The sequence below is a fragment of the Streptomyces sp. 840.1 genome (assembly GCF_003751445.1).
Lineage (GTDB): Bacteria > Actinomycetota > Actinomycetes > Streptomycetales > Streptomycetaceae > Streptomyces.
Window position 1 is genome coordinate 2065435 of the sequence record NZ_RJUU01000001.1, and the last position, 26627, is coordinate 2092061.

The 26627-nt window shown below is 74.5% G+C and carries 2 protein-coding genes; both read right to left on the reverse strand.

Annotated elements, in window-relative coordinates; genetic code table 11:
• Positions 1-3 precede the first annotated feature (3 nt).
• Positions 4-26253 (reverse strand): lonely Cys domain-containing protein, encoded by a 26250-nt coding sequence (locus EDD93_RS09605; protein WP_123524746.1) that lies wholly within the window; start codon positions 26251-26253, stop codon positions 4-6.
• Positions 26254-26622: a hypothetical protein gene (locus EDD93_RS09610; RefSeq protein WP_123524747.1), complete on the reverse strand. Its 369-nt coding sequence runs from the start codon at positions 26620-26622 to the stop codon at positions 26254-26256.
• Positions 26623-26627: the final 5 nt, after the last annotated feature.

The following is a 26627-nucleotide window of genomic DNA, read 5'->3' on the forward strand; positions in this document are numbered from 1 at the left end:
AAGTTATGCGCGGTCGTCCAGTATGCGGCGGAGCTTTCCGGCCAGGGAGCCGGACGTGTCCAGGCCCCGCGCGCGGAGCCAGGCGTCGATCAGCTGCTCCAGCCGGTCGTCGGTCAGGACCCCGTCGCCGGGTCCCGACAGGATGTCCGGGCTCAGCGCCTCCAGGATGCGGAGGACGTCCGCCAGGAGGTTCTGATGGGCCGCCAGCCACGCGATCACGGCCGGGTCGCCCGGCAGATCCAGCGCCTCCGGGCCGCCCGGGAGGTCCGGCGCCGTGCCGGCCGGACCGCCGGTCGTGCCCAGCGCGTGTTCGTCGGGGAACCGGCCGTCCGTGGCGACGTGTTCGCGCAGCTCCGCCTCGGTCAGCGGGGCGATGCGCCAGTAACGGCCCCAGTTGTCGGTGTAGTCGAGCTCGGCCGCCTCCGCGCTGCCGCTCCGCCGCAACCGGTCCAGGACGAGCTGGGAGCCGCGCATGATCTCGTCCAGCGAGTGGTGCTCCGCCTGCAGCATCTCGGCCATCACCCCGAGCCGCACCAGGCCCAGATCGACGTCCAGGCCCCATGCCTCACGCATCTTCGCGGCCTGCGACATCAGCCGGTGGGCCGATCCCGAGGTGCCGGCCAGGACCAGGCTGCCGTCCGCTTCGGCGTCGGACTGCACGGGGGTGCTCATCGCGATGTGGAAACGGTTCATCCCCGGGATCCACGGGACGGACTCCTGCCCCATCAGATCCCGCTCGGCCTCACTCAGCGGCGGCGAGAGGTCCTCGGGACGCACCGCCGTGCGCAGCGTCCGCCCGGCCTCGTCCATCAGCGTCCGCTCGCCGGGGGTCAGGGCCGGCTGCCCGCTGAGCGCCGTATAGGCCGTCATCGCCTCCGACTGCGGCCTCGACGACCGGTATTCGGCGGTGATCACCTCGGGGTTCGGGTCGGGGCTGCCCAGCAGGTCCGAGATCAGTCCGCCGTGCCCGTCCGGCGACTGGGCGCCGATCCACAGCATCCCCATCCGCTCCCGCAGGTTGCCCGACTCGACCACCGCCAGGAGCCGTTCCCGGCCGGTGCCCACCGCCCCGTCCACGGTGGGGTCGTCCGAGCCCAGCTCCGACCAGCGGCCCACCGCCTCGGCCCGCTCCCACAGCTCGCGCACCATCACGCCGAGCTGGGCGTTCGCCGCCTCGTGACCGCCGAGATACCGGCCGAGGCGCTGCTCGAAACGCTGCGCCTCCCGCGCGTAGCGGACGCGGGCCATGACCCACTCCGGGGCCGGACGGGCCGTCAGCAGGTCCCGCACCGCGAGCGGCGCGCCGGACAGGGCGTCCGCCACCCGGCGGGCCCGCGCCTCGCTCCCGGTGGCGGGGGCGCCCGGCCCGTCCGGCAGTCCGGCGAGCAGGCGGTCCCCGTCCCGGACCAGGAGGGCGGCCGGTGTGCTCGCGTCGGGTTCGCCGTGGAGCGTCGTCGTGCCGTCCGGGCCCGCCACGGCCACCGCGACGCCGAGCCCGCGGGCCGCCGCCGCCACGAGCGGCCCCATCGGCACGTCCACGCCCTCGCCCCCGTAGGAGGGGTCGCTGAGCAGCGCCCGGAGACGCTGGACGGGGTCCGGTGAGATCCGTGCGGCCGGGAACCGGTCGCCCAGCAGCATCGCCTCCGCACGCTGGTCGGTCGCGAGCGCGACGCCGATCCTGTCGAGGAGCCCCAGCGGAAGGCTCCGGCCCCCGTCGAGCGGTGGCACCGTCACCTCGGACACGTCGTCGGCGGTGAGGGTGCGGTCCAGCCAGTCGCGGAAGTCCCCGGCGGTCTCGAGGCCCCCCGAGCGCAGCGCGTCGGTGGCCACGTACCGGAGGGCGAACAGCACGGTGTCCACGGTCCGGTCGCCCTCTCCGGGCGACTCGTGGAGCGCGAACACGGTGCCGCCGAACTCGGCGGAGTCCGGTCCGGTACGCCGGTAGCCGGGCGCGGGCTCCTGCGCGGGGGCCGTCCGCGCTGTCGTCGTACCGTCGGCGGACAGCTGCCCGGTTCCGAGGTCGAACAGGCCCTCGGCCGGGTCCGCGAACTCGGCGGGAGTGAAGGGGAGCGGGACGTCCTGCGGCAGCGCGGCGAGGCTGTCCGGCACCGGGGTCGCCTCCTCCACCAGCTCGCTCAGCATCGGGGGCCGCTTCTCGGTGTGGACGAGCCGCCGGCTGACGACGTCGAACCGCATGCCCGGCGGATACAGCGCCTCCCCCTCCGACAGGTGCTTGAAGAAGGGCACGCCGTCGCGCGCGGTCGAGTCCCTGATCTCGATCAGCTTGCGGTGCGAACCCGAGGGAACGGACTTGTCGCCGAGTGCGAACTCGACCGCCTCCCCGACCACGAGGGAGGCGCTGCGGAAGAACGCCACGTCGATCGTCTCTTCGCCGTACATGGGGCCGCTCACATCCGGCGCGTCCACGGGGCCGGGCGCCCCGCGCTCGCCCCACCAGGCGGTCCGTCCGACGGGCGGCAGGATGTCCAGCGCCTCGATGGCCATGTCGATGTGCAGCTTCAGCTCACCGTGCAGCCGGTCCGCCATCATGTCGACGCGGCGCCGCAGCCGGGCCAGCTCCGGGCTCGGCGCATCGAGATCGGGCAGGTCGCTCAGCGCGTCGTACAGCTCGGTGAACTCCGGCCGGCTCACCAGGGTGAGCGGCGGCATGTCCAGCTCCTCCTCGCGCGCCGAATCCAGGATGTAGCGCCAGGTGTGGAAGCGCACCAGATGACGGCTGACGCCCTGGCCGAGCCGCTCGCCGTTGAGCAGCGCCTTCATCAGCCGGTAGTCGTACGAGCTGTAGAGGTACAGGGCCGTCATATGGGCCGGGGTGAGCCGGCGCAGCGCCTCGGCGCCGCGCTCGCCGTGCCGGTCCAGCCACGCGGACATGGCCAGGAGCCTGCCGGTGGGCCGGGGCGGGAGTGCGCCGTCGAGCGCGGAGTCGGCCATCGCGACCAGCGCGTCGGGCACGTCCATCGTCCCGGTGACCTCGGACGGGAACGACATCCGCTGCTGGTACATGACCTGGTGCGGCGGGGCCAGGCCGTCGAGCGCGCCGCTGTCGGGGTCGGCCGGCAGCAGCCCGCTCCCCAGGAAGTGGCCCACCGCCCAGGTGTGCAGCGAGGCGCCGTCCCGGGCGGCGGCGGCGCGTTCGTCCGCGGCGCCCATGCCGATCAGGTGGGAGGCGCGCAGCACCTCATGCAGCGACTGCAGGTCGCCCGGGATCATCCAGGCGGCCAGGGCGGCGCGGAACGCCGGCAGTACGGCGGGCGGCAGTTCGAGGGCGGCGGCCATCCGCAGCAGGCGCAGCGCGGGGCCGCGCTCGCCGCCCACCCGGCGGAAGCCGCGGCTGTCGTGCACGGCGCGGTAGGCGCTGTCCCCGGCGAACCGGCCGAAGCCGCCGCCGGTCCCGGCCAGGGCCTCCTCGACCTGGCGCGGCAGCTCCCGGCCGGCGTACGCGGCGCGCAGGAGGACCCGCATCAGGCCGTCCAGCGCCTCCGGGCCCGCAGGCGTGCCGAGCAGCTGCTCCAGCTCGGCGACCGGGTCCTGGGGCGCCTGGTCCGGCGCGAAGAAGGCGTGCTGTGCGGCCTCCTCCCCGTGCCGCTCGGCGAGCGCCGCGTACAGCTCGCGCACCACGTCCCCGACCGCCTCGGCGAGTTCGGGCGCCTCGCTCAGCGCCTCGGCGAGGGAGTCCTCCCAGTCGACGGCGGCCTGCCGCCACTCGCGCTCCCGGTACAGGCCGGTGAACCGGGCGGTCTCCGGGGCCCCGGCCGGCTGCCAGGACGACACCGCCCAGGGCGCTTCGGCGGACTGCTCCGGGACGGTGTCCGGCGTACCGCCCGTGGCGTTGAAGTGGTCCCGCGCCGGACGGGCGAACGCGGCGCGATTGCCGGTTCCCGCGTCCGGGGCCGGTGTCCGGGGGCCCTGCCGGCCGCCGGGGTACTCGGTCACCCATGCCGTTGCTTCCCCCTCGGCGTCCTCCAGCAGGTGCGGCAGCCCGTCGGACACCGCCGAGCGGCCCACCGGCATGTGGACCGGCAGCCCGGACCCGTCCGCCATCCGCCGGGCCCGCGCACGGGCCTCGGCCTCGCTCCTCGGCACGTCGCCGGGGCCGCACGCGAGCACCGTCACACTGCGGGCGCCACTCTCTCGCGCCGACCGCAGCAGCCGCCCCGCGTACGTACCGTCGTCCCGCCGTACCCCGCCGTCCTCGGTGACCAGGGCGAGCCCGTCGGGGCCACCGTGCGACGCGAAGAAGAACGTGCCCTCGGCCGTGCCGCCGCCCGGCAGCGCCCGCTCGGCCGCGACCGGCCGGTCCTCGCCGTCGCGCTTCCACGACACGAAGCCCCTCGCACCGCCGAGCCGGGCGTACTGCTCCTGGCGCACCGCCCAGTCCGCGTCGTCGAACGAGGCCACGCCGATGAGTTCGCCGTCCTGCCCGTGGATGGACCGCAGCACCGGCGCGGGCAGCTCCCCCGACTCGGCGGCGCCGGCCGAGGGGCCGATGCCGAACAGCTCGTCCACCGGTCCGGCTTCCGCGATCCGCCGGCCGGCGCCGGGCATCCGGTGACGTGTGGTCACCTCCGTCGCTTCCACGGACTCGTAGGGCTTGGTCTGCGAGCCGCCCGGAACGACCGTCCGGGTGGAGACGCCGAAGGAGGCCCCCGGCGGGTACAGGGCCTCCGTCTCCTTCGGCCGGACCACGAACGGGCTGACCTCCCGCGCCGTCGAACCCGCCACGTGCACCAGCCCCCGGTGGGCGTCCCCGGGAATGCCCTTGCTCCGGTGCATGAAGCCGAGCGCTTGGTCGCGGACCAGCGCCGTGCTGCGGAAGAACGGCATCGTCATCCCGTTCCTGCCGTACACCGGCCCGTCCGCGGGCGGCTCGCCCAGCGCACCCGGCATCCCCCGGTCGCCCCACCAGACGTCCTGGTTCAGCGGGGGCAGGATCTCCAGGGCCTCGATCGCCATGTCGACGTGCAGCGGAAGGTCCGCGTACAGCGCGTCGGCCATCGCGTCCAGGCGCCGCCGCAGGCCGGCCACCTCGGGCGTCGGGTCCTGGAGGTCGTCCACCTCCCACATCGCGTCGAACAGGGCGGTGAAGTCGGGCTGCTTGCGGAGCGTCATCGGCAGCAGGTCGGGGGCGCCGACCTCCGCCATCTTCCGGGTCATCGTCCAGGTGTTGAGGCGCACCAGCCGGCGCCCCATGCCAGGGCCGAACCGCTCGCCGTTGAGGAACGCCTTCATCTGCCGGTAGTCGGCGCCGCTGTAGAGGTGTACGGCCGTCAGATGGGCGGGGTGCAGCCGCTCCAGGGCCTTCCTGCCCTCGTCGCCGTAACGGTTCAGCCAGGTCCCGAGCGCCCGGCCCCGGTCGGTGTCGGGGAGCGGGTCCCCGGCGAGCGCGGCTTTGGTCAGGGCCACGAGGCCGCCGGGGAGGGCGAGCCTGCTGGGTGTGATGTCCTGGCCGAACTTCATCCGCTCGGCATACAGGGCGCGATGCGGTGGTTCGAGCGGCCCGGCGGGCGGGGCGTCCGGGTCGGCAAGGGGCGCGTCGGTCGTCGCCGCGGTGTCCGCCGCCCAGTTGTGGAGGCCGGCGCCGTCGCGCAGCGCGACGTCGCGTTCCTCATCGGTTCCCAGGCCCAGCCGGTGGGAGGCGCTCAGGATCTCCGGCAGCGACTGCAGATCGGCCGGGACCGCCCAGGCGATGACCGCGTCGCGGAACGCGAGCAGCTGTGCGGGCGAGGCGCCGAGCGCGGCGTAGGTCCGCAACAGCCTCAGCGCGGGCCCCCGGTCACCGCCCACCCGGCGCAGGCCCCGGCTGTCGTGCACCGCCCGGTACGGGCTGCCCGGCGCGAACCGCGCGCGCCCGCCGGCCGGCCGGGACAGGGCTTCGGCCACCTCGCGCGGCAGCCCCGGACCCGCGTACGACGCGTACGTGAGCGCGCTCATCAGTTCGTCGACGGCGAGCGGCCCCGGGGGCAGCGCGAGCAGCCGCTCCAGGCCGGCGGCCGGGTCCCCGGCGACCGCGTCCGGGGCGAAGAACGCCCGCCGGGCCGCGGCCTCGCCGTGGCGCTCGGCGAGCTCCCCGTACATGCGGCGCACCGCGTCGCGGACGGACTCGGTGAGCCCGGCGGTCCGGCTCAGGTGCCCGGCGAACGCGAGCTCCAGGGCCACCCCGAGCCGTCGCCACTCACGGTCCCGGTACATGCGCGCGAACCGCACCGCGCCCGGCGATCCGGCGGGCCGCCAGGACCGCACCGCCCAGCCGGGACCGGTGTCGGAGGCGGTCCCGGGGTCCGCCTCCGGGGCGTTGTCCGGGGCGCTCTGCGGGGCGTTCTGCGGTCCGGCCGGGGACACCGGGGCGGCGTTGATCCGGGCGGGGGACGGATAGCCGATGCCGGACCGCCCGTCCCGCTCACCGGGGCCGGTGCCCGTGCGGACGGCGCCGTCCGGGACGGTTCCGGGAGCGAAGTGGTACGTACCGACGCCGGACTCCCGCCGGGCCTGCGGCGCCGGCCAGGACGGGCGGGACGGGTCCGGGGCAGCGCCCCCGGGGCCCGGGAGCGGCTCCGCCTCCTGCGGGGCGGAGGTGGCTGCCGCGGTGCCGAAGAGGGTGAGTGCGGCGTCGGTGGTGGCGCCGGGGGCGGCGAACTGCCGGACGGTCCCGGTCCACTGGCCCGGGTTCTTGGTCGCCGGGTCGAGGAGGGCGAGGATCACGAGAGGGGTGGCGGCATCGGGCGCGTTCAGCATCATCGGCGCGTCGTAGCCGAAGGCCGGACGTCCGGTGCGCTGGGAGAACCGCTGCAGCATCCCTTCGGGCAGCGCCCCGGGGCCGGTGGTCAGGAACAGCACCGGGAGGTTCAGCGGGACCGTGCGCAACGCCGGGTCCATCTCCATCAGCGCCAGGAACTCGCCCTCCGAGACCTCGACGGGGGCGCGGCCCGGCAGGTGCAGCACGATGGAACCGGCCCAGTCCACCTCGACCACGTTCAGCAGCGGCATGGGCCGGCCGGGACCCGTCCAGACCGGCTGGACCGGCTGTGTGACCGTCCCGTTGGGCCCGTGCGCGATCCGCCGCACCCGGGCCCAGTCGACCCCGGCGGGCGCCGGCGTACCCGACCAGTTCACACCCTGGACGTTCGGCCCCTGCCGCAGCAGAGCCGCCGGGCCGAAGGCGCCGTTCTCCTGCAGATGACGCGCGGCCAGCAGATCGTGGTCGGAGGCGTCCGCGCCCTCCGCGATCGCCTTGGCCATCAGCTTCCACAGGGTCTCCTGCCCGGCCCGGTCCCACACGGCGTTCACACCCAGATGGAGAACCTTGCGGCCCATCGTCTCCCGGTCGGCGGGCGGCATCGACCGGAAGATCTGGGCCACACGGGCCATGGCCCAGAGCGTGGAGGCCGCATGCCTCGGAGTGAACGGCACGCCGGGCGCGAGCGACTGCACGTACCGCATCTTGTCCATGCCGTTCTCACCCATGTGCTTGAGGGTGAGCTCGAGCACCGGCGCGGGTATCTCCTGCGTCAGCTGCGCGTCCGGATCGGCGGCGATCCGGGCCGCGGCGAAGTCGAGCAACGCCACGTACCCGGCCGGAGCCGGAGCCTTCCCGCTGTGCTCCTGGACGAAGAAGGCCCACATGTCCAGGCGGAACGGCGTGAGCCCGCTGATCGCCGGATCGTTCGCCCGCATCCGCTCCAGCGCGCCGATCCCCTTCAGCACCCGCTCGTAGCGGCCCCCCACCACGCCGCGGTGATCCTCGATCTGATTGCCGAACACCTCCCGCAGCGCCCGTACCAGCCGCAGCGTCGTGGCCCGGACCTCCAAGGACGCCTCACCCGGGCCGCGGTGCAGTCCCGCCTCGCGCGCCAACTGGTCCAGCTCGTGATCCAGCGGCTCGGGACGGGCGACGACCCGGCGGCCGCGCTCACCGTCGGCGGCCTCCAGAGCCACCCGCATGGTGTTGTCCATGCCGGTCTGCCTGGTGCTGCCCTCCGTCTCCATCCGGCTCAGATTCGCGACGTGCCCGATGAGCGAGACGTCCTCCAGCGGATCGTCGATATGCGGCGCGGGCGTGTACGAGCGCTGATGCTGCCTCGGGTCGCCGTCCGACGCGCTCCAGCAGATCTCCAGGTGCATCCGGTGCCCCGGCGGCAGCTCCCGCACCTCGCGCAGGCCCGTGATGTACGCGGCGGCGTCCCGCTTCTCCAGCACCACCGTCCGGCCGTCGAGGAGCGGAAGCCGCATCCGGCCCGGATAGCCGTGCGCGGCGAAGAGGTACACCGCCGAAGCCATCGACACCGGCTCCGTACCGGTGTCCTGGTAACCGGTGTCGGCGGATGTGCGATGCACGAGGCGGCGCATCTTCCGGAAGATCCGGAAGCGCTCCTCCCGGGCCCGCAGCGCGTCCCCCTGCGCGACCGCCAGCCGGCCGTACCGCTGGTGGCTGTCGTCCGCCAGCGGCCGCGTGTCCACCTCGCTGTCGCGGAACACCGTCCCGTCCATCGCGGTCCACTGACGGTCCTCGTACGACGTGTTCGTGGACGGGTCGACCGAGATCCACAGGCCGACCGGCGCGTCCGGATCGCGGTCGACCATCACCACGACGTGCGCGTCCCCGGAACTGTCGGCGATCAGGCGCCCGTCACCGCTGGGGCCCCACACCCTGCGCCCCAGCCGGTCGGCCACCGTCCGCAGCGTCCGCTGGTACTGCGCCCCCGCGAACGGCACGGCCAGCACCACCGGCACGTCCTTCGCCAGCTTGCTCAGCTCGGGATCGGCCTCGAGCGCGTCGGCCAGCCCCTCGGCGTCCAGCACCCGGCCGTCCGGCAGGCGCACGCGCCCGCTCTCGCCGTCCGCCGACACCACGTACGCGTCCTGCGGCCACGGCGCCGCCTCACTCGAAACCTGCTTGGGGACCACGCCGGCCCGGGTCTCGATGACCCGTACCTCCGGCAGGACCCGGCTCACGGACGCCTTCTTCCAGCTGCGGCCCCGCGAAGGACCGGCGGACGCGGCGGACGCGGCGGCCCCGGAGAACGCGGCAGGTCCGGCGATCATGGTGCGCGCCGAGAGCATGTCGTCATTCGGCCCCGTGAAGCCTCCGGTCACGGCCGGGGGCGCGGCGGGGGTCACCGCGGGCGTCTGCGTCGTGGGTCCCGGCGGCGGCCCGAAGAGGGACATCTCCGCGTCCGGCGCCGCCCCGCCGACAGCGTTCGCGGTTGCCCCGTCCCAGGCCCGCACGCTCTGGTACCGAGGAGTGAGCCGGAGTCCGGACAGCTCCAGATCGGCGCCCACCGAACCCGCCGCCTCGACCAGCAGGAACTGCAGAGCCACCGGCAACGGAGGCATCGGCTGCCCCCGGTCGGCGAAGTACGCGCCGGCCGCCGAGCGCAGAGCGCTCCAGGTCAGCAGGGACGCCGAGCCGTTGGCCGCCCGTACCCGGTCCAGCGCCCAGAACCCGCCCAGCAGCGCCTCGAACGCCGCACGGTCGTCCTCCAGCAGCGGACCGTAGACCAGCCGGATCGCCCGCACCCAGCGGAGTACGGCCGGAGCGCGCCCGCGGTCGCCGGTCACCCGCTCCGCCAGCCGGGCCAGCTCCGCGGTCGACGGCTCGCTCCGGAAGCCGACCCACCAGTCCCCCTCCGCCAGCTGCCACCGCGCCGGCGCACCTCCCTCACCCGGGACGAGGACCGGCTCGCGCCCGCTCCCCGTCCCCCACACCCAGCGGTCGAAGCCGTCGGAGAGCACCTGGCCAGGGAGCGGGGCCTCCAGCGGATCGGCCACCGGCGGACCCGCCAGATCGGCCCCCGCCACCACCACGGCCGTCTCGGGCAGCGCCGCCGTCAGATCGCCGTCCACGGCGAACAGGAGGTCCACGATCCGCGCGTAGTCGAAGGCCGCGTCGCTGCCGTCCGACAGCGCCAGCACCGCGCCCCGGGCATCGCCGCGAAGGCCCACCAGCCGCGCCCTGCCGAACGGCAACGGCTGCAGCGGGCTCTCCAGCGGCACCGGCCCCCGCCGCACCAGCGTGAACCCGCCCGCCTCCGGCATCGCCCCGTAGGCGTGCCGGTGAGCGTCCTGCCAGTCCTGCACCGGACGCGAGGACAGCCCCACCGACCGCCCGTCCGCGTCCCGGTGGGTGACCGTCAGCACCCGCTCCAGCAGGACCCGGGACCCGTCGAGCGCGACGATCTCCGCCTTCCACTCCAGGACCGGCGGCGTCCGCCCGGGATCGGCCAGGATGCCGAGGGCGCCCCGCGCCCCGTCGACGAGCGCCCGGAGCCTGGGCTGATGCTGCGCGGGAAGGCCGTCGATGGCGTCGGACGCCTGGTCGACGGCCGCCCGGAGCGCCCGGTGCACGGGGTCGTCGGCGGGCAGCGGGGTGCCCAGGGCGTAGGCGCCCAGCGCGCGGGCGGTCCGCTGGCTGTCCTCCACCGACATCAGCCTGTTGGCTCCGCCGCCGGCCCGGGGCAGACCGGCCAGCAGGGCCATCTGCACGAAGGCCGCCAGCCCCCGGACCACCGGGTTCTCCACGATCCGCCCGATGGACTCGCGCAGGACGTCCTCGGGCAGCGGGGCCGCGTACTTCTGCGCCCGCCGATAGGCCTCCCGGCTGAGCTGCGACAGCTCGGCGACGGCCCGCCTGATGTCCTCGGACGTCATCAGCGCACCGTCGTAGCCGAAGTGCCGCAGTTCCGTGAGGACCAGCGGGATCGCCAGCCTGCCGTCGTCGGTGTCCAGGGTCGGGTACTGGTCGTCGTCCATGTCGACCATCTGCTTCTGCGTGACGGTCCTGCCCTCGGAGGTGCGTCCCGTCAGCACGGAGGTCAGGTGCTCGCGGGGGGAGGGCACGTCGCCGATGGTGGCGTCGAAGAACCCCGGGAAGAACGGCTCCCCCGGTGTGACGGCCTTCCGGTAGAGCTCCAGGAGTCTCGCGAGCGTCGCGGCGACACCTGCGCTGATGGCGTCGTGGTGCTGGTCGAGGAGGCGCCGGCTGCGCGGCCGCAGAGCCCGCAGGACACGGTCCAGCGAGGGCCGGGACGCCACCGCCAGGGCGTTCTTGACCATGAACGGGGACGGGCCCCGGTTGAGGATGACGCCGGTCGGCCTGGCCACGGTGTGGGCGAAGCCGAACCGCAGGTAGCCCCACATGTCGTCGACGTCCGGGATGACCGCGAGGAAGGGAACGGCCACGTCGGGCACGTCGTCGCGGCCGGTGAAGTCACGCAGGACCTCCGAGAGGGCCTTCATCCCGAATTCCCGGCTCGACCCGTCCACCGACCCGAAGGGCCCCGGCGGCAGCCGGTCCGCCGCCTGGTCCTGGAGCACGCTCAGGCCCAGGGCGGGCAGTCCCGTGGTGGGCTGGACGTAGGAGAGGCTCGTCCTGACCGGGGTCCGGCCGACCAGGATGCTGTCACCCAGGTCGGTGGTGGTCCAGCCGTCGCCCGCGGGGAAGAGCTGGGCCAGGGGGACCCGCTCGGGCGCGCCGGGCTCGTCCCTGGCGTCCAGCGCCCGCTCCATCCTCCCCAGCTTCGCCAGCGCACTCTCCTGGGACTGCCTCCGCTCGCCCGGCAGCACCGCCATCGGATCGATGACCATCTCGCCGATGAGATAGGAGCTCTGAGTGGGCTTCGGCGCTCCCGGCGGCAGCGCGGGGTACATGAGGTGCAGCCGCCCGTCGGCGGTCCGCCAGAACCCGCCGTGATCGGTAACGATCTTGAAGCCGGGGGCAGTGGCCAGCACCAGCTTGGCGGGAAGGTCGCCGCCCCCGCTGATGAGGAAGACCTGACGCTTCTCGACCTCCAGGCCGATGGCTCCGTAGACGCGCCCGGGTGCCGGGTCCAGCAGCGCGGCCGCCGTCGACGACGACTGCGCGAACACCGGCAGCGCGTGCTCCACCGCCTTCCCGGCGGGGTCGATCACCAGCGCCTGCCCGTCGGACGGCACGACCCTGGGCGGGAACGCCGACACCTGGCGGTCGGCACGGGCCGACACGTCCACCCACACCACACCGTCCCGCCCGCCGAGGTGGTACGCCGCCCACGCGTGCCCCGGCGCGTCGCTCTGACTCCGCGCCAGGACGAGCCCCACGGCGCCCGGCCCGGCCGCGCGGACCGCGTCCGCCACCGCGCCCCACGACTCCACCCCGCGCCACCCGGGCCCGGCCACCAGCGAGGACGGCGGGCCGGGGCGGATCGCCGAGCCGTCCAGCGTGACGGCCGGACGCACACCCCGCGGATACAGGCTGTCCCGCAGGTCCGCCAGCAGCGTCAGGCACCGCTCGACGGACATGCGCCCCGCCGGCTCCCGGCCCGCCACCTCGCGCACCTTCCGCGTCAGCTCCGCACGGCTGAGCACCGGAAGGGGCGTGAGGGGAGCCGTCAGGGCCGCGCGGGCACGCTCCCGCGCCTCGGCGCTCGCCGTCGCGGCGGCGGGCCCGACCGGGTGTCCGGGCGCCGGGGCAGGGCCGTGGGGCTGCGGCACGAGCGCGTCCCCGGCCGGGTCCCACATCGCCCGGAAGCCCGCCCAGACGTCCTCCTCCTGCCGGGGGTTGGACTGCCAGGGGTGGAAGCCCCTCGGGTCGGGGCCGTACAGCTCCCGCAGCAGCGGCAGCAGCTTCGGCTCGTGCTTGCGGACCCACTTGGCCCCGTTGTTGCGCGGCAGGCCGGTGTACGGGTCCGTCCCGGCGTTCGTCGAGAGGTAGACGTTGGTGAGCTGGGCGAAGTACTCGAACTCGTCACGGGAGGAGTAGTTGCGGTGCGTGCCGGATTCGTCGTACAGGGACCCGTCGGGCCAGTCCGTGAAACTGCCCTTCCGGGTCTTCTCGCGGAACGCCTCGGTGATCAGCCGCCGCTGGCTGCCGGTCAGCCCGTAGCGGTGGACGGCGTGCGCGAACTCGTGCGTCGTCGCGGAGTAGCCGTCGTGGTGCAGGCCCGCCCCCGGCACGCTCGTGGTGCCCCCCAGCAGGTTCTCCTCGGCGGCCGCGACACGCAGGCCGACCTGGACGCCGCGTTCGGTGTCGAAGGGGCGCGAGTCCTCGGTCGACTCGCCCTGGAGGGTGCGGAACGCCTCCAGCGAGGTCATGGCCGCGTCCTTCGGGACGACGATCATCCGCGCGCCCTCGTTCAGCATCCGCTCCGCCGCGGCGGGCGAGCGCAGCATCCGCGCCACCTGTGCCCGCGCCTCGATCCCCGCCGAGACGTTCAGCTCGGCACCGGCCGGGACATCCACCATCAGCAGCGCGGCCGTGCGCGCGAACTCGTCGGCGGGCAGGCCCCGGCGCAGGGCCGCCACCAGCTCCCGGTCGGCGGCCAGGGTCTCGCGGTCCCGCTGTGACAGCGGCAGCAGCCGGGCGGTCCGCTCCGGCCCGGCCATCGTGGGCAGGAGGCCGGCCAGTGCCGCCAGTTCCGCCGCCGGCAGCGAGGGCCGCACCGTCGTCCCGGACGGCGGCGCCGCGGCGGGCGCGGCGGTGGCGGCCGCCGCCCGCTCCCGCGCCGGCGGCGCGGGCAGGGGCTGCCCGCCGAACCGGCCGGAGCGGGTCGGCCGGGCGGGCGCCGAGGACATGGAGCTGAGCAACGACGGCCCGGTGCCGCTGCCCTCCGCGCGGCGGCCGGTCTCCAGGGTGCCCACGAGGCCGGGCAGCCGCCCCCACGCCTCGGTGTGACGGCGCGCCTGCTCGCTCAGGTCCTGCCGGGCCTCGGTCAGGTCCCGCTCGATGGACCGGATCTGGGCCCGGATCGCTTCGCGGGTCGTGGTCGCGCGCCGCAGGGCAGCGTCCGCCCGCAGCAGCGCACGCGCCGCCCGGGTCACGTCCGCGTCGGCGCCGGCGAGCTCCTGAACGAGGCGGCCCTCCTCCTCGCGGGCCGCGGCGAGGGCCTCCTGGGCCTCGGCGGCCGCCTCGCGGGCGGCGGTGACCGCGCCGGCGTACCGCAGGCGCTGGTCCCGGGCGGCGATCCCCTGCTCCCGGATGGCGTCGGCGCGCTCCTCGGCCGCGTCCAGGGCGCTCTCCCGTTCGGCGGCGGCCGGGCCGGTCACCGGGGAGGTCTCGTCGAGCTCTTCGAGGCGCTCCACCTCGGCCAGCGCCTGCCGCCACTGCTCCTGCAGCCGCCGTTCCTCCCCGGCGGCGGTGTCCTGCCCGGTCTGCGCGTCGCGCCCGGTCTGCTCCAGCCGCGCGATCTCCGTCCGCGCGTCGGTGATCCGGTTCCGGACGCCGTCGAGCTCCGCGCGGGCGGCCTCGGCGGTCCGGACGGCGTCGGCGCGGGCCAGGTCGGCAGCCCGGTGCGCGGTGGTGGCGGTGTCCACGGCACGGCCGGCGGACTCCAGGGCCCGCAGAGCGCCGGGCTGCCGCCGTGCCGCCACGCCTTCCCGGTGCCGTGCCGTCGCCTCGGCCCGCACCGCGCGGAGGTAGTTGCCGACGTCGTCCCGTATCCCCTCCCAGGCGCCCCGGGTGGCGTCGGTCGCATCGGCGAGGGAGCCGTCGGCGGCGAACGGCCAGTGCCGCAGCCCCTGGTCGGTACGGACGACCAGTTCGACCGGCCGGCCGGCCAGCGCGGCCGTGCGGGAGCCGGTGAACAGGGCGCGGGCCAGGCGGGTGCCGTCCGGGTCGGGTCCGAGCGCGAGCCACAGCTCCGCCGTCGTGTCCTGCTCGTCGATGCCGCTCGCCAGCACCCCGGGCAGGTCCGTGACCGGGTGCCGCGCCCAGTCCCGCAGGTCGTCCGCGTCCTGGTCGGCGAGCATCGCGGGCACGTCGTAGATCCGGGGGCCCGGCCTCGGCCGGGTGACACCGAAGCCCAGCACGTCGCGTTCCCACAGCCGCACGGTGAGGCTGCCGGTGACGTACCGGGTGCCCTCGGGACCGGTCACCGTGATGACAGTGTCGACCAGCGTCTCGTGGGCGGGCGTGCCGCGCCCGTCGGCAGGGGCGGCGGCGGTGCCGGTCCGCACGCTGGTGAACCGGGAGACGGTGGCGTTACCGCCGGAGGTGTTGGTGTGGGGCTGCTGCGCCAGCAGCGGGAAGGTCAGACCGACCAGCTGGGAGTTGCCCTTCGGCAGGCCGAAGTTGCTCTGGTGGTTCAGGTTCAGGGCGAAGGAGCTGCCGGCCGACGAGGTCGTCGCGGAGGTGCGGACCTGCCTGCGGACCCGGTCGACGGCGCCGTCGCCCGATTCCGATGCCGAGCGCGGGTTGTACAGGGCGATCTGCAGGGACGGCGCGGTGCCGGGCGCCTGCAGCGGCCAGCTGCCGGGCATCGTGGTGGTCAGGCCGGCCGCCGTGCGCGCCGGGTCGAGGCTGACCTCCCCGGACTGGATCAGCTCGCCCAGGCGGACGGCGACGGCCTCCGCCGAGGCGTTCGCGGGCAGGCCCCAGGACGCGGCCGTGTGCGGGGCGACCTGGAGCAGCGCCTGCATCAGCTGCGGTACGGCGTTGGCCTCGTGCACCGGCGTCGGCCCGGTCGGCAGCAGGCGCGCGTCGCCCGCGAACGGCAGTGTGCCCAGAGCGGCGGCGTCGGCCGCCGACAGCCCCAGCGGGTGGCGCGTGAGCAGGGCCGGGGGCCGGGGCCCGGCGTGCTCACGCGGCGCCGTGGCCTCGGAGGCGACGAAGCGCACTTCGGTCGCGACCGGGACCGTGATCGAGCGCTCCGGCCGGCCGTTCAGCAGCCGGGTGATCCAGGTGCGCACCTGCTGGACCGCATCCCCTTCGAGGCCGGACAGGTTCAGGAGCCCGCCCTGGAAGATGCCGCCGGGGATGTTGGCCGGCCACTCCCAGATGAGCTGGGAGCGGACCGTCCCGGTGACCCGGTAGTCGAGCTCGAAGTCGGCGCCGAGTGCCGTACGCGTCCAGAACCGGTCCTCCGTCGCCGTGTCGTTCCGGGCGGTGCGGGCCCTGACGCTGGTCAGCGCGAGGGCCGGGCCCTCGCGGTCGGTGCGCCCGGTGGTGCCGGGCCTCGGGTAGCGGGAGATGACGTTGACCGCGAGCTGACGTGACCTGGTGACGCCGGAGGCCGTGGCCCTCGCCTGCGGGGTGTGCGTGTCGACCTGCTCCAGGCCGCCGCCCTCTCCGGCCGGCCGGCCGCGTACGGCGCGCAGGGCGGGCGTCTGGAGGATCGGCTCGGCGCGCAGGGTCACCTCGACCAGCCGCACCCCGCCGAACGCGCTGTGCAGGAAGTGGAGGCGCGAGCGGCCGCCGGGGCCGCGTCCGGGCAGGGCGCGCAGCCCCACGGGGCCGGTGCGGCGGGCGATCTCGCTCTCCACACCGGGCAGGTGGGCGGCGTGTCCCGGCTGGAGGGAGCCCGTCGCCTCGCTCTCCACCAGCACGGTCAGCTCCCGGCCCAGCCGGTCGCGCCGCTCCCTGCGGTTCGTCGTGTCGTCGAGCTGGGTCACGGAGAGCACGCCCGCCTTGCCCAGCTGCCGGCTCCGGACGAAGCGGGCGGGCAGGGGGACGCCGGGCCCCGGCGGTGTCAGGGCCGGGATGCCCGCCATGCCCTGGAACCACTGCGCCGCGCGGGCCACGCTCTGCGCGGGAGCCAGGTACGTGACGCCCCGGGCGAGGTCGATCGCGACGGTCACCGGGGCGTAGCTGCCCAGGCCCACGGCGTTCCCGGCCACGTTGCGCACGCCCCACTTGACCGTCACCAGCAGCGTCACGTCGTTGACGATCCACAGCTTGTCGCCCGTCTCCTCCAGGGCGTGCGTGACCTTCGTGGTGGAACTCACCGTGCTGGTGTCGTCGGCCCGGCGGGAGTGGGCGTAGCGGCCGATCGGGTTGGCCTGGTGGACCAGTTGCTGGGGCGGCGGAGGCGGCGCCTGCACCGCGGTGACCTGGAAGCTTCCCTGGTGGACGCGCCCGACGGCGCGCTGCCGGCCTGCGGTGTCACCGGAGTTGACGTCCTGCTCGGAGTAGAGCGACCCGGAGCCGAGGGGCCGGGGGTTGGTCAGATAGCCCCTGATCTCCAGCGTCATGGTCCGGTCCGCAGCCATGCCCGGCAGGGTCAGGCCCTCCACCACCTGCACGCCGTCCAGGATCTGCGCGGCGCGGGCGATGAGCTGGGACGGCCGGATCGCGCCCTGCCGTGCCTCGGTCGCCAGGGTGCCCTGGTCGTTCAGCGAGGCTCCCGCCACGGCGACGGACGTCCACTTGTAGCTCGCCGCCGCCCCGTCGGCGGAGGTCCTCGCCGCCCAGGTCACCGGCGTCGCGGCCCAGCCGACGGCCGCGCCGACCCGGTTGACGGCACCGGTCAGGCTCGCGGGCAGCGCCTCCTTGACCGCCGATCCCCGCCTGGCGGTCTCCGTGGCGAGGTCGTTCAGCTGCGCGGAGGCACGCCGTACCGCACGCCCCACCGCCCCCTGCTCGGGGCGGCCCGGGTAGGTCCCCGCGATGATCTGCCCCAGCGCCTCCGTCAGGGCGGCGGTGCCCCGGAAGGTGTCGACGAGCGCGCCCACCGGCAGCTTGGTCAGCCCCGGCAGCGGGTTTCCCTCGTTGTCGACCCGGTCCAGGCGGCGGTAGTCGTCCGTCGCCCCGCCGTCGGTGACCGGTTGCCGGATCACGTGTCCCGCCCTGGGCGTGGCGGGCACGGGGGCCGCGTCCGGGACGCGGGTGCGGTAGTTCGGGACCAGCACGGTGACGGTGCCCGGCACGGTGTGCGGGATGGCGCCCGGGACCCGCAGCACGATGCCCTCCGCGTCCTCGGCGCCGTCCTCCGCGTCGGCGCCCGCGTCGTCGGCGAACCGGACGAGCGGGTCGTCACTGGCGCCCTCGTACACGTCGAGGGCGAGCCTGGCCGGTATGCGGAAGAGTTCGCTGCCGTTCGCGCTGGTGAGGATGAACTGGTCGTACGCGACCGAGTCACCGGTGTTCGAGGCGTCCGTGAGCTGCTTGGTGCCCAGGTACTCCGGGCCCGGGTTCATCGCCCAGGCGCCGTCCGCCACGGGGATGCCGAGCGCTCCGCCGCCGCCCAGGGAGCCGCTCAGCGCGGTGCCGCGCTGCCGCCCGCCGGTCGCCTCGTGCGACGTGAGTCCGACGTGGTGGACCTCGGGCAGCCTGCGCTCGTGGACCGAGGGGCGGGCGGTGTCCCCGGCGGCGGAGAACCGCAGCTGCACCCGCCGGGTGCCCGTGAGGGTGTTCGGCCGCTCGAACCACACCGGCTGCCCGCCGTCCACCGCGTCCGCCAGCGCCGTGGCCAGGCCGAACCGTGAACGCATCTGCGCCAGCCGCCGCACGTTCTCCAGCTGCGCCAGGACCAGCGGCTCGTCCAGCCGGAACGGGTTCGTCCTGCTGCGGGGTTCGGTGGGCGGCAGGAACCCTTCCTGCCGCAGCCAGGCCTCCGCCCGCGCGAACATCTGATCCGCCCCCTCGACCTTCAGGGGGGTCTCGGCGTATCCGACGCTCTCCAGGTTCTTCAGGTGCTCGGGAGGTTCACGGAGTTCCTCGGCCGACGGCACGGTTCCGCGCATCGTCGTCCGCTGGGCGATCCGCAGCCGCAGGCCGTCGTCCCACGGCCCGAACGTGCCGGTGACCCGCCCGCCGCCGGCCCGGTGCAGCGTCACGTCGTAGGTGACGCGGCCCGAGGTGAGCACATGGCTGCTCTTGGAGCGCAGCCCGTGCGTCATCGTCGTGCTCTCGACGGTGTTGAGCGCCTCGTTCACCTGCCAGGCGACCCCGGCCCTGCCCAGGAAGTTCCCGCCGAACGACTCCGTGGCACGGGGGTGACCGGCGCCGCGGTCGGTGGTGAACGTCGGCCCGCCCGAGATCTCGGCCCCCAGGCCCGAGGTGAGCTTCGCCGACCGGTCCAGGGTGGAGGTGTGCGTGAGCCATGTCTCCAGCAGGGCCTTGCCCTCGGGACTCTTGCGCAAGGCCTCACCCGGTTCGATCCGCGCGGTGAGCTGGAGCATGCCGATCGCGTTGCCGTCCTTGTCCAGCAACGTCGAGGAGGACACCCCGCCGTCGATCTGGAGCTGCGGAGTTCCGCGCAGCATCTGCTCGTGCAGGAAGTTCTCCAGCGCCCGCTCGGAGTCCGCGGGCAGGTCGCGCAGATCCGCGAAGTCGTCGTCGGCCAGGATCTCGGTCAGCAGCCGGCGCGGTTCGGCGACGCTGTCGACACCCCACAGCGGCAGATCGCCCAAGTCCCCCGGCTCCGGCAGGTCGCCGGTCTCGGAGCCGTCGAACGCGAGGTGCTCGTGGAACCAGATGGTGAGGGCGCCGTGCGACTGCTCGGGCTGCCAGTTGCCGGCCACGTCGTCGCGGTCCGTGTCCACCTGGACCTGCCACTGCCCGTCGACGTCGATCGGGTGGGCCGGGTCCTCGGCCTGCTGCTTGTTCAGGACGAGGAACGTCTCGCCGACGGTGACGGACTCGGCCAGCTGGTTGTGCGTCGCGGTCACGTTCAAGGTGCCGTCCAGCCAGCGCAGCGGGCCGGCTCCGTCGGTCGGCAGGACCGCGGTCCAGGGGACCGAGCCGGTACGGAAGGTGCCCGAGCCCTCCGCGTCCGAGGACATCTGCCCGCCCGAGGCCCGGTACTCGACCTGCATGCCGGGCAGCGTCGCCGGGAGCTGGTCGCCGCTCTGCCCGTACTTCGCCGACCGCACGGCACCGGTGTAGGCGAGCCGTACGTCTACCGACCGGTCGCGGCCGTTGTGCCGGACGGTGATCCGGTGGCCCTGCCGGCTGCGCAGGTAGGGCCGGTTCAGCTCGATCTCCTCGGCGCTCAGGACATCGCTCAGCCGGGTCCGCAGCTCCTGCCCGGCCGTGCTGTCCGGGTCGGCCCCGAGCGCCAGGATGACCTGGCGGTGCAGCCCGTCCAGGACGGGGTCCGGGGTCGGCTCGTGGATGACGAGGCCGATGTGCCCGTCGTGCCGGGTGCCGTGCGTGCGCAGGTACTGCGACAGTTCGCGGTTTACGTTCGCCTCGGCCGGCGGTGCCACCGCAGGCGGGGGCACGACCGTGCCGGCGGTGCGCGAGCTCTCGGCGACGACAGCGGGCACCGGCACGGCCGGGCGGTCCCCTCCGGCGAAGGTGTGGATGGTGCCCTGTTCGTCGGAGGTGCCGGGCAGTAGGGCGGGCTGCCCGGTCTGCCAGTGCGCCGCCGGCTGCGCCGGGTCGCCCGCCAGGACGATGACGTTCTCGTTGCGCGCCGTGTCGAGTACCGGGGCGCTCGGGAGCTCGGAGAGGGCCGTCGTCCGCGCCGTGCCCGACCGGCCGGCGACGTGCCGCGCCAGCCCGACGGGGTTGGTGTGGGTGCCGACCATGAGCAGCGGGACGGACAGCTCGAGCTGCCGGTGCACCCGGTCGTGGCGCAGCAGCGCGGCGATCTCGCTGCCCGGCACCCACCGGTTCGAACCGTCGGGGAACGGCATCGACACGTGCCCGTTCGTGCTGTCCGCGTAGATCACGTACGCGGCCGCCGGGGAGCCGGCCGGGGAGCCCGGCCAACCCGGTGCGTACGGCGTGCCGTTGTGCACCGAACCGTCCGGCGAGACCACGTAGCCCTGGGTGGAGATGTCGCCGTCGACCGGCCGGCGGGTCCAGTTGCGGCCCATCGGCACACCGCGCGTCATGAGCCGGGTGTTGTCGTCCAGCATTCCCTGGCGCACGAGGTCCCACGCGGCCAGATCCGCCGGGTCCGAGGGATCGAACCCCGTGACGGCGGCGCCCGCCATCAGCCACAGCAGCCGGTCCCCGGCCTCGTCCGCCGACAGCTCGGCCGACGCCGGCAGGTGCAGCACCTTCCTCGCGTGCGCCACCGGGTCCGCGACACCGCGCAGTGCCTCCGCGCCCTTGACCGTGCCCCACACCAGCCGGCTCACGTCCGCCTGCGTCACGGCCTGCCCGGGAGGCAGCCGCAGCACGTCGGCGGCGAGGGCGGAGAGGTCCTGCCCGCCCAGCCGCCTCAGGGCCCAGTCGAACGAGGGCAACTGCGTGTACCCGTGCAGCGTCAGCTGCCCGGCTGCGGCCTCGTCCGCCCTGCGCGCGGCGTCGTGGAGCACGGCCCGGATCTCGTCGGGCGTGGGTGCGTCGTTGCCGGTGCGCTGATGGCGCGCGTGCACGACGAGGTGCAGATGGTGCAGGGTGAACGGGCCCGCCACCCGCAGGTGCCGGTCGGCCCGGCGCATGTTCTCCAGCGCGCCCGCGCCCCGCAGCAGCGTCCGGAACTCCGGGTCCGCCGCCACCTGCCCGCCGAACGACCGGCGCAGCGCCCGCACCAGCCGCGTCGTCGCGTCCGCGTCCTCCGGCGACACGGACCCCGCCCCGGAGTGCAGTCCGCTCCACCGCGCCGTCCGCGCCAGGTCGGCGCCCCGGGGCTCCGGGGGAAGCAGCACCTGCGCCCCCTGCTCGCCCGAGGGCCCGGCCATCGCGCCCGTCTTCGGGCCCGCGGCGCTCCGCTGGTACGCGTGGACACGGTCCACCGCCAGCACACCGGCGGTGCTGCCGTTCGCCACCCCCTGGGCGTACGACGTCATGCCCAGCACATCGAAGACGTACGGGGGTGTCGCCGCGTCCGTCAGGTACGGCAGGTCCTCCGCCAGTGCGTCGGCCCAGCACGAGCCCAGATCGATGACCGCGCCGGGGCCGAGCTTGCGCATGCTCGGCCGGCGGCTGATGAAGCGGCCCGTCTCCACGCCGTCCACCTGGATGGGCGGACGGCCGTCCGTCACCTCCATGACGCCGCGCATCGGCATGCCGTGCTGCGAGAAGTGGTAGACCGGCAGCCCGTCCTCCAGGAGCGGCACGGCGGTGCCGATCTCCCGTGACGTCACCGGATCGAACTGCGAGAACCCGGAGATCTCGTCGAGGGCTTCGAGGACGGGTTCGTTGATCACGAGGTCGGCGTCCGACATCGTGACGCGGCCGACCGACCGGCCCTCGTCGCCGATCGTCCGCGACTTGACCGCACGGTCCGGGATCACCGTCCCGTCCAGGGCGGTCACGAAGCCCTCGTCCACGATGCCGTCCGGCCCGAGGTCGTCCGCGTCACTGCCGAACCAGCCGCCCAGCGGCACGTTCCGCGCACGCTGGTTCTCGACGACGATCCTGCTGAACCCGGTCTCCGCGTCGAGGACCAGCCCCACCTGGCCGCTGTGCGCCCAGATCCCGTTCCGGCCGGTCCTGAACGCCAACGACCTCGGCATGACCAGCCCCTGGTCGCCGCCGTGGTTCAGCACCAGCACCACCGGAACGCCCGGCGGAAGCCCGGCCAGCCCCGGATCACGGGCCACCAGCTCCACGAACTCGCCCCACGGGACCGACAGCTCACCCTGGCCCCAGGGGATCAGCACCTGTTCGTGATCACCCGTCACCGCGACCACGTACGCACCCGAATCCGTGTCCCACAAGGGTTCGATGGGGCCCTGGAACCGGCCGTCGCGCCGCTGCCACACCTCCGAGGTGTTCACCACACCCACCGGCCGGCCCGTCAGGTTCAGCCCCTGGTACGAGCCGTCCGCCAGCACGATGTGGCGCCCGTGGTCCAGGGCGCCCCCGGCCGCCAGGTGGTAGGCGCCCAACGACGTGACGCTGGTGGACCATCCGGCGGCCATCGCGTTCTCCACCAGCGCGAACAGCTCGGCGTGGAGGGCGGCGGACACCTGGACACCCGCCGGGACGTGCAGCACGCGCCGGACCAGGCCGTCCGCGTCGAAGTCACCACGGGGATCCTCCAGCAGCGCCAGCCGCTCCAGCTCGGCGGCGGCCCGGGAGTGGTCCGGCGCCGCCGGGGAGAACCCGGGCGCACCGCCGGGCAGCCGCGGCGTGAGCCCCAGCTCACGCCGTGTCCGACTCGCCAGGTCGGCGCCCGAGACGGCGTCCGTGCCGTGTACGGCGAGGTGTTCGGCCACCTGCCGCACGGCAGCGCGCAGTTCGGCGTCCGTGTGGCGGGAGTCGGCGAGCACCGGGTGCAGCTCCAGCGGCAGGACCAGCGACACCGCCCGCCGCCAGGCGTCGGCCGGGTCCGTGCCGGCCGGCACTCCGGACGCCCGGAACGTCGCGAGCGCGAAGTCCTCGTAGGCGGAGCGCCAGGTACGGCGTGCGGCGCGGGCCGCGACGGCGTCGAGCGCCTCGCTCCAGGGGCCGGGCCGGTTCATCAGCACCCGGACGTGGCCGACGGGGTCCAGCCCGCTGTCCTGGACCTGCACGGATCCGTTCAGCGCGGCCTGGAGTGCGGGGCCCTCGCCCAGCGTCACCCCGCCGGCGGTCAGCTCCGCAGTGGTGACGGTGCCGTCGGACGGCAGCCTGGGCGCACCTGCGGTCAGGTCGTCGGCGGTGATCAGGGCGGCGGTGCGCCGCCGTTCGGCGTCCGTACGGCCGACCCGTGGCACGATCGCGGCCAGCGCCGCGTCGGCGGCGGCGTCCGCGCCGAGGTCGCGCAGCCGGTCCACGGCCGCGTCGAGCCGCCGCTGGGTCCGCTCGACGTCCAGCTGGGCTTCGTAGAACCTACCGGCGTCGTCGTTGCCGCCCCGGCCGCTGCCGACCCGCCTGCCGAGCAGGTCCGCGGTCCGGGCGGCCCGGTTGAAGGCGGTGAGGGCGTCGTCGTGGTCCCGGCGCGCCTCGTCGATGGCGAGGGCGACCGGGAAGATGTCGCCGATGCCGTCCGGGGCCTGATCGGAGGCGAGGTCCGTGCCCCGGTCCACGCCCTTGCCCTTGGGGCCGGGCTCCTGCGCCTGAGCGGCCCCGGATTCGGTCTCCGCCCCGGTCCCGGTCTCTTCGGGAGCCGGCGGCGTCGCCGTCTCCGGCCGCCCCTCGTCCTGCCCGGTCACCAACGGGACGTCCGTGCCCGAGGTCGTCCGGACCGGGGCCGGCGGCGCGATCGGACCGGGTGCGTCCGGGACACCCCGGGCCGGGCGCCCCTGCCCGGGACGGGCGTCGGGCCCGGCTTCGGAACCGGCCCGGCCGGTCGACGGCGGCTGCGCGGAGGCGGGCGACTGTGCGGCGGCGGCCGTCTGTGCGTTCGGAGCGGCCGGCGCGGGCGGGGGCGGCGTGGTCGCCAGGGGCGTGACCGGTCCGGTGGCTGCCGAAGGATCGCCGGAGGAGGTGCGGAACCCGCCCGGCCCGGCGGGCAGCGGCTCCGGCACGGAGTTCCCGGGCACGGTGGCCGCGTCCCCGTCGGCATCGGTGGAGAGCGGTTCCGCGCCGTTCTGCGGTGGTGTGCCCGGCTGCCCGGGACCGTCGCCGAGGCCCGTCCTGCCGTCCTGCTCCGTGCGGCCGTCCTGCCCGGTGCGGCCGTCCTGCCCGGTGCTGCCGTCCTGCTCCGTGCTGCCGTCCTGCTCCGTCAGGTCCGTTCCGCGCTGCTGACCGTTCTCGTCCGCCGGACCGGACGACCGCTGCGACTGGTTCCCCGTACCGGACGTGCCCTGCGAGGCCCCGGGCGCGGGCGCGCTCGAACCGGGGGGCGTGCCCACGGGCGTCACCTGCGGGGCGGCCCCCGCGTCGGCGTCCGCATCGACGTCGTCATCGGCGTCCACGTCGCCATCGACATCGACGTCCGCGCCGGAGGACGCCGGTGCGCCCTCCGGCGCGGGCGAGCCCTTCGGCGTCGTGAGTCCCTGCTGGAGGTCACCCTGCGAACCCGGAACGTCCGAAGTCCCGTCGGGTGCCGTACCGGGCGCGAGGTCGGGCGACAGGTCCGGCCTCTGCTCCGGCGACAGGTCCGGGCTCAGGTCCGTGTTCAGGTCGGGCGACGTGAGGTCGGTGTCCGTGCCGTACGGGGACCCGGACGTGCGCCCGGTGTTCGACCCGGACGTCGACCCGGGCGGCAGCGATGAGAGGTCGGGCTGGGACGAGGCCGGGAGCGTGAAGGGGGAGGTCGTCGACGGAGAGCTGGACGGGGAGGGCGGCGACAGATACGGAATCTGTGACCCGCTCGTGCCGGTCACGCCGGTCACGCCGTTCAGGACGTCCGGACTGTTGAACCCGCCGATGCCGCCCGTGGCCCCTGTGCCGCCCGGCGAGCGCGTGCCGGGTCCGGCGGACCCGGAGGTGCCGGGGCCCCCGGTGGTCGTCGGGTTCAGCACGGCCGGCGGCTTGTACGGCGCCGGCGGCGGCGCCGTGTTGATGCCGCTGCCTATCCCGCCCGGGAACGCGGACGAGACGGTCGTGTTGGGAAGGGGGACCGCCGGACCGGGGGTGAGCGGAGTGTTGTTCACCGTTGCCGGAGCGGGGACGGCCGGGCCGGGCGAAGACCGCACATTGGAGCCGGGAGTCCCGGAGGGCCCCGAACCGCCGCCGCCGAGCGGGCTGTCAGGTGCGGGCGGGTTGTTGAGGTCGGTGAACTGGTTGTTGTTGTTGAAGTACTTGTTGAAGATGATCGCGGCCCCGCCGCCGATGGCAAGCCCCGCGCCCACGTCGAACAGGCCACTGGTGCCCGACCCGACGAAGGTCTCCCACTTGAAGCTCCAGTTGTCGTAGAAGGCGCCGTTGATGATGACCTCGGCCGTGCTCTCGGCGGCGCCCGAGACGACGAAGACGGTGACGACGGTCGGCGGACCGTTCACCAGCCCCTTGAACAGCAGCCCGTCCGGCTTGAAGTTGAACTTGGTGAACACGTCGTCCAGCAGGTTCTTGAAGTAGTTCGTGATCGGCTTCAGGAACGTGTCGAAGATCCCCATGAAGGCGCCGGTCAGCGCACCGAACGCGCCCGCGACCCCGACGTCCTTCCAGTCGATGCCGCCGGGCCTGCGGCCACCGGTGTTCAGACCGATCTGCGCGAGGCGGACCGCCAGCGTCTGGATGGCCTCCTCGATCGCCTCGCTCAGGCTCGGCGCGATGTGCGTCATCCGCAGCAGCCGGTCGATGATCATCAGAACGGCGAGCTTGCTGCGGGCCCTGGCCAGGAACATCTGCGACACCGACGCACCGCCGGTGAACGCCATCAGTGCTGCCAGCAGCGCCAGTTCGGCGAGCAGCATGATGATCTCGGAGATGATCTCCCACTTCGATCCCTGGATCGACTGCGAGTAGGTGACCTGCCCGTTGGCGAGCTCGTCCAGCTGGAAGAGCAGTTTCTGGACGGGATCGTTGCCGCCGGGCTCATCGGTGAGCATGCGCACGCTCTCGATGTACGGCTGGGCCACCTCCGGCGGCAACGACTCCTCGACCAGCTGGATGGTCTCCCGCGCGGCGGAGCGCAGGTCCATCAGCCCCTTCTGCAGGGCCAGGTAGAGATGACGGCTTTCCCACGCCAGATTCTCCCTGGCCTGCAGGGGCATCTCCCCGAGCAGGATCCAGAGCATCGTCTTGACGTCAGGTGGAAAGTCGATCTCGTCCACTTAGTGCTTGCCGCCCCCGCTGGAGTCCCCGTCGGGGCCGTCGAGGCTGGACATCTGGCGCCCGATCTGTTCCTTCGCGTAGGACTGGACACCCTCGATGTGCTGCCCGTTGGCCCAGACCGCTTCCCGGAGCCCTACGAACGCGGAGCCCAGGGCCGTGACCAGCTCCAGGCACGAGGTGTTGTTCGCCTCGTACTTGGGCAGCACGCCGTGGGCGAAGTCATCCGTGTATCCGGCCCAGCCCCGGTAGGTCTGCGAGTCGCGGATGAAGTCCTCCCGGATCTTCTTCGTCCGCTCCGGCAGCGACTCCATCATCTCGTCGCTCCGTCGCAGACCACCGGGGTTCGCCACGTACTTGCCCGTTGCCATGAGTA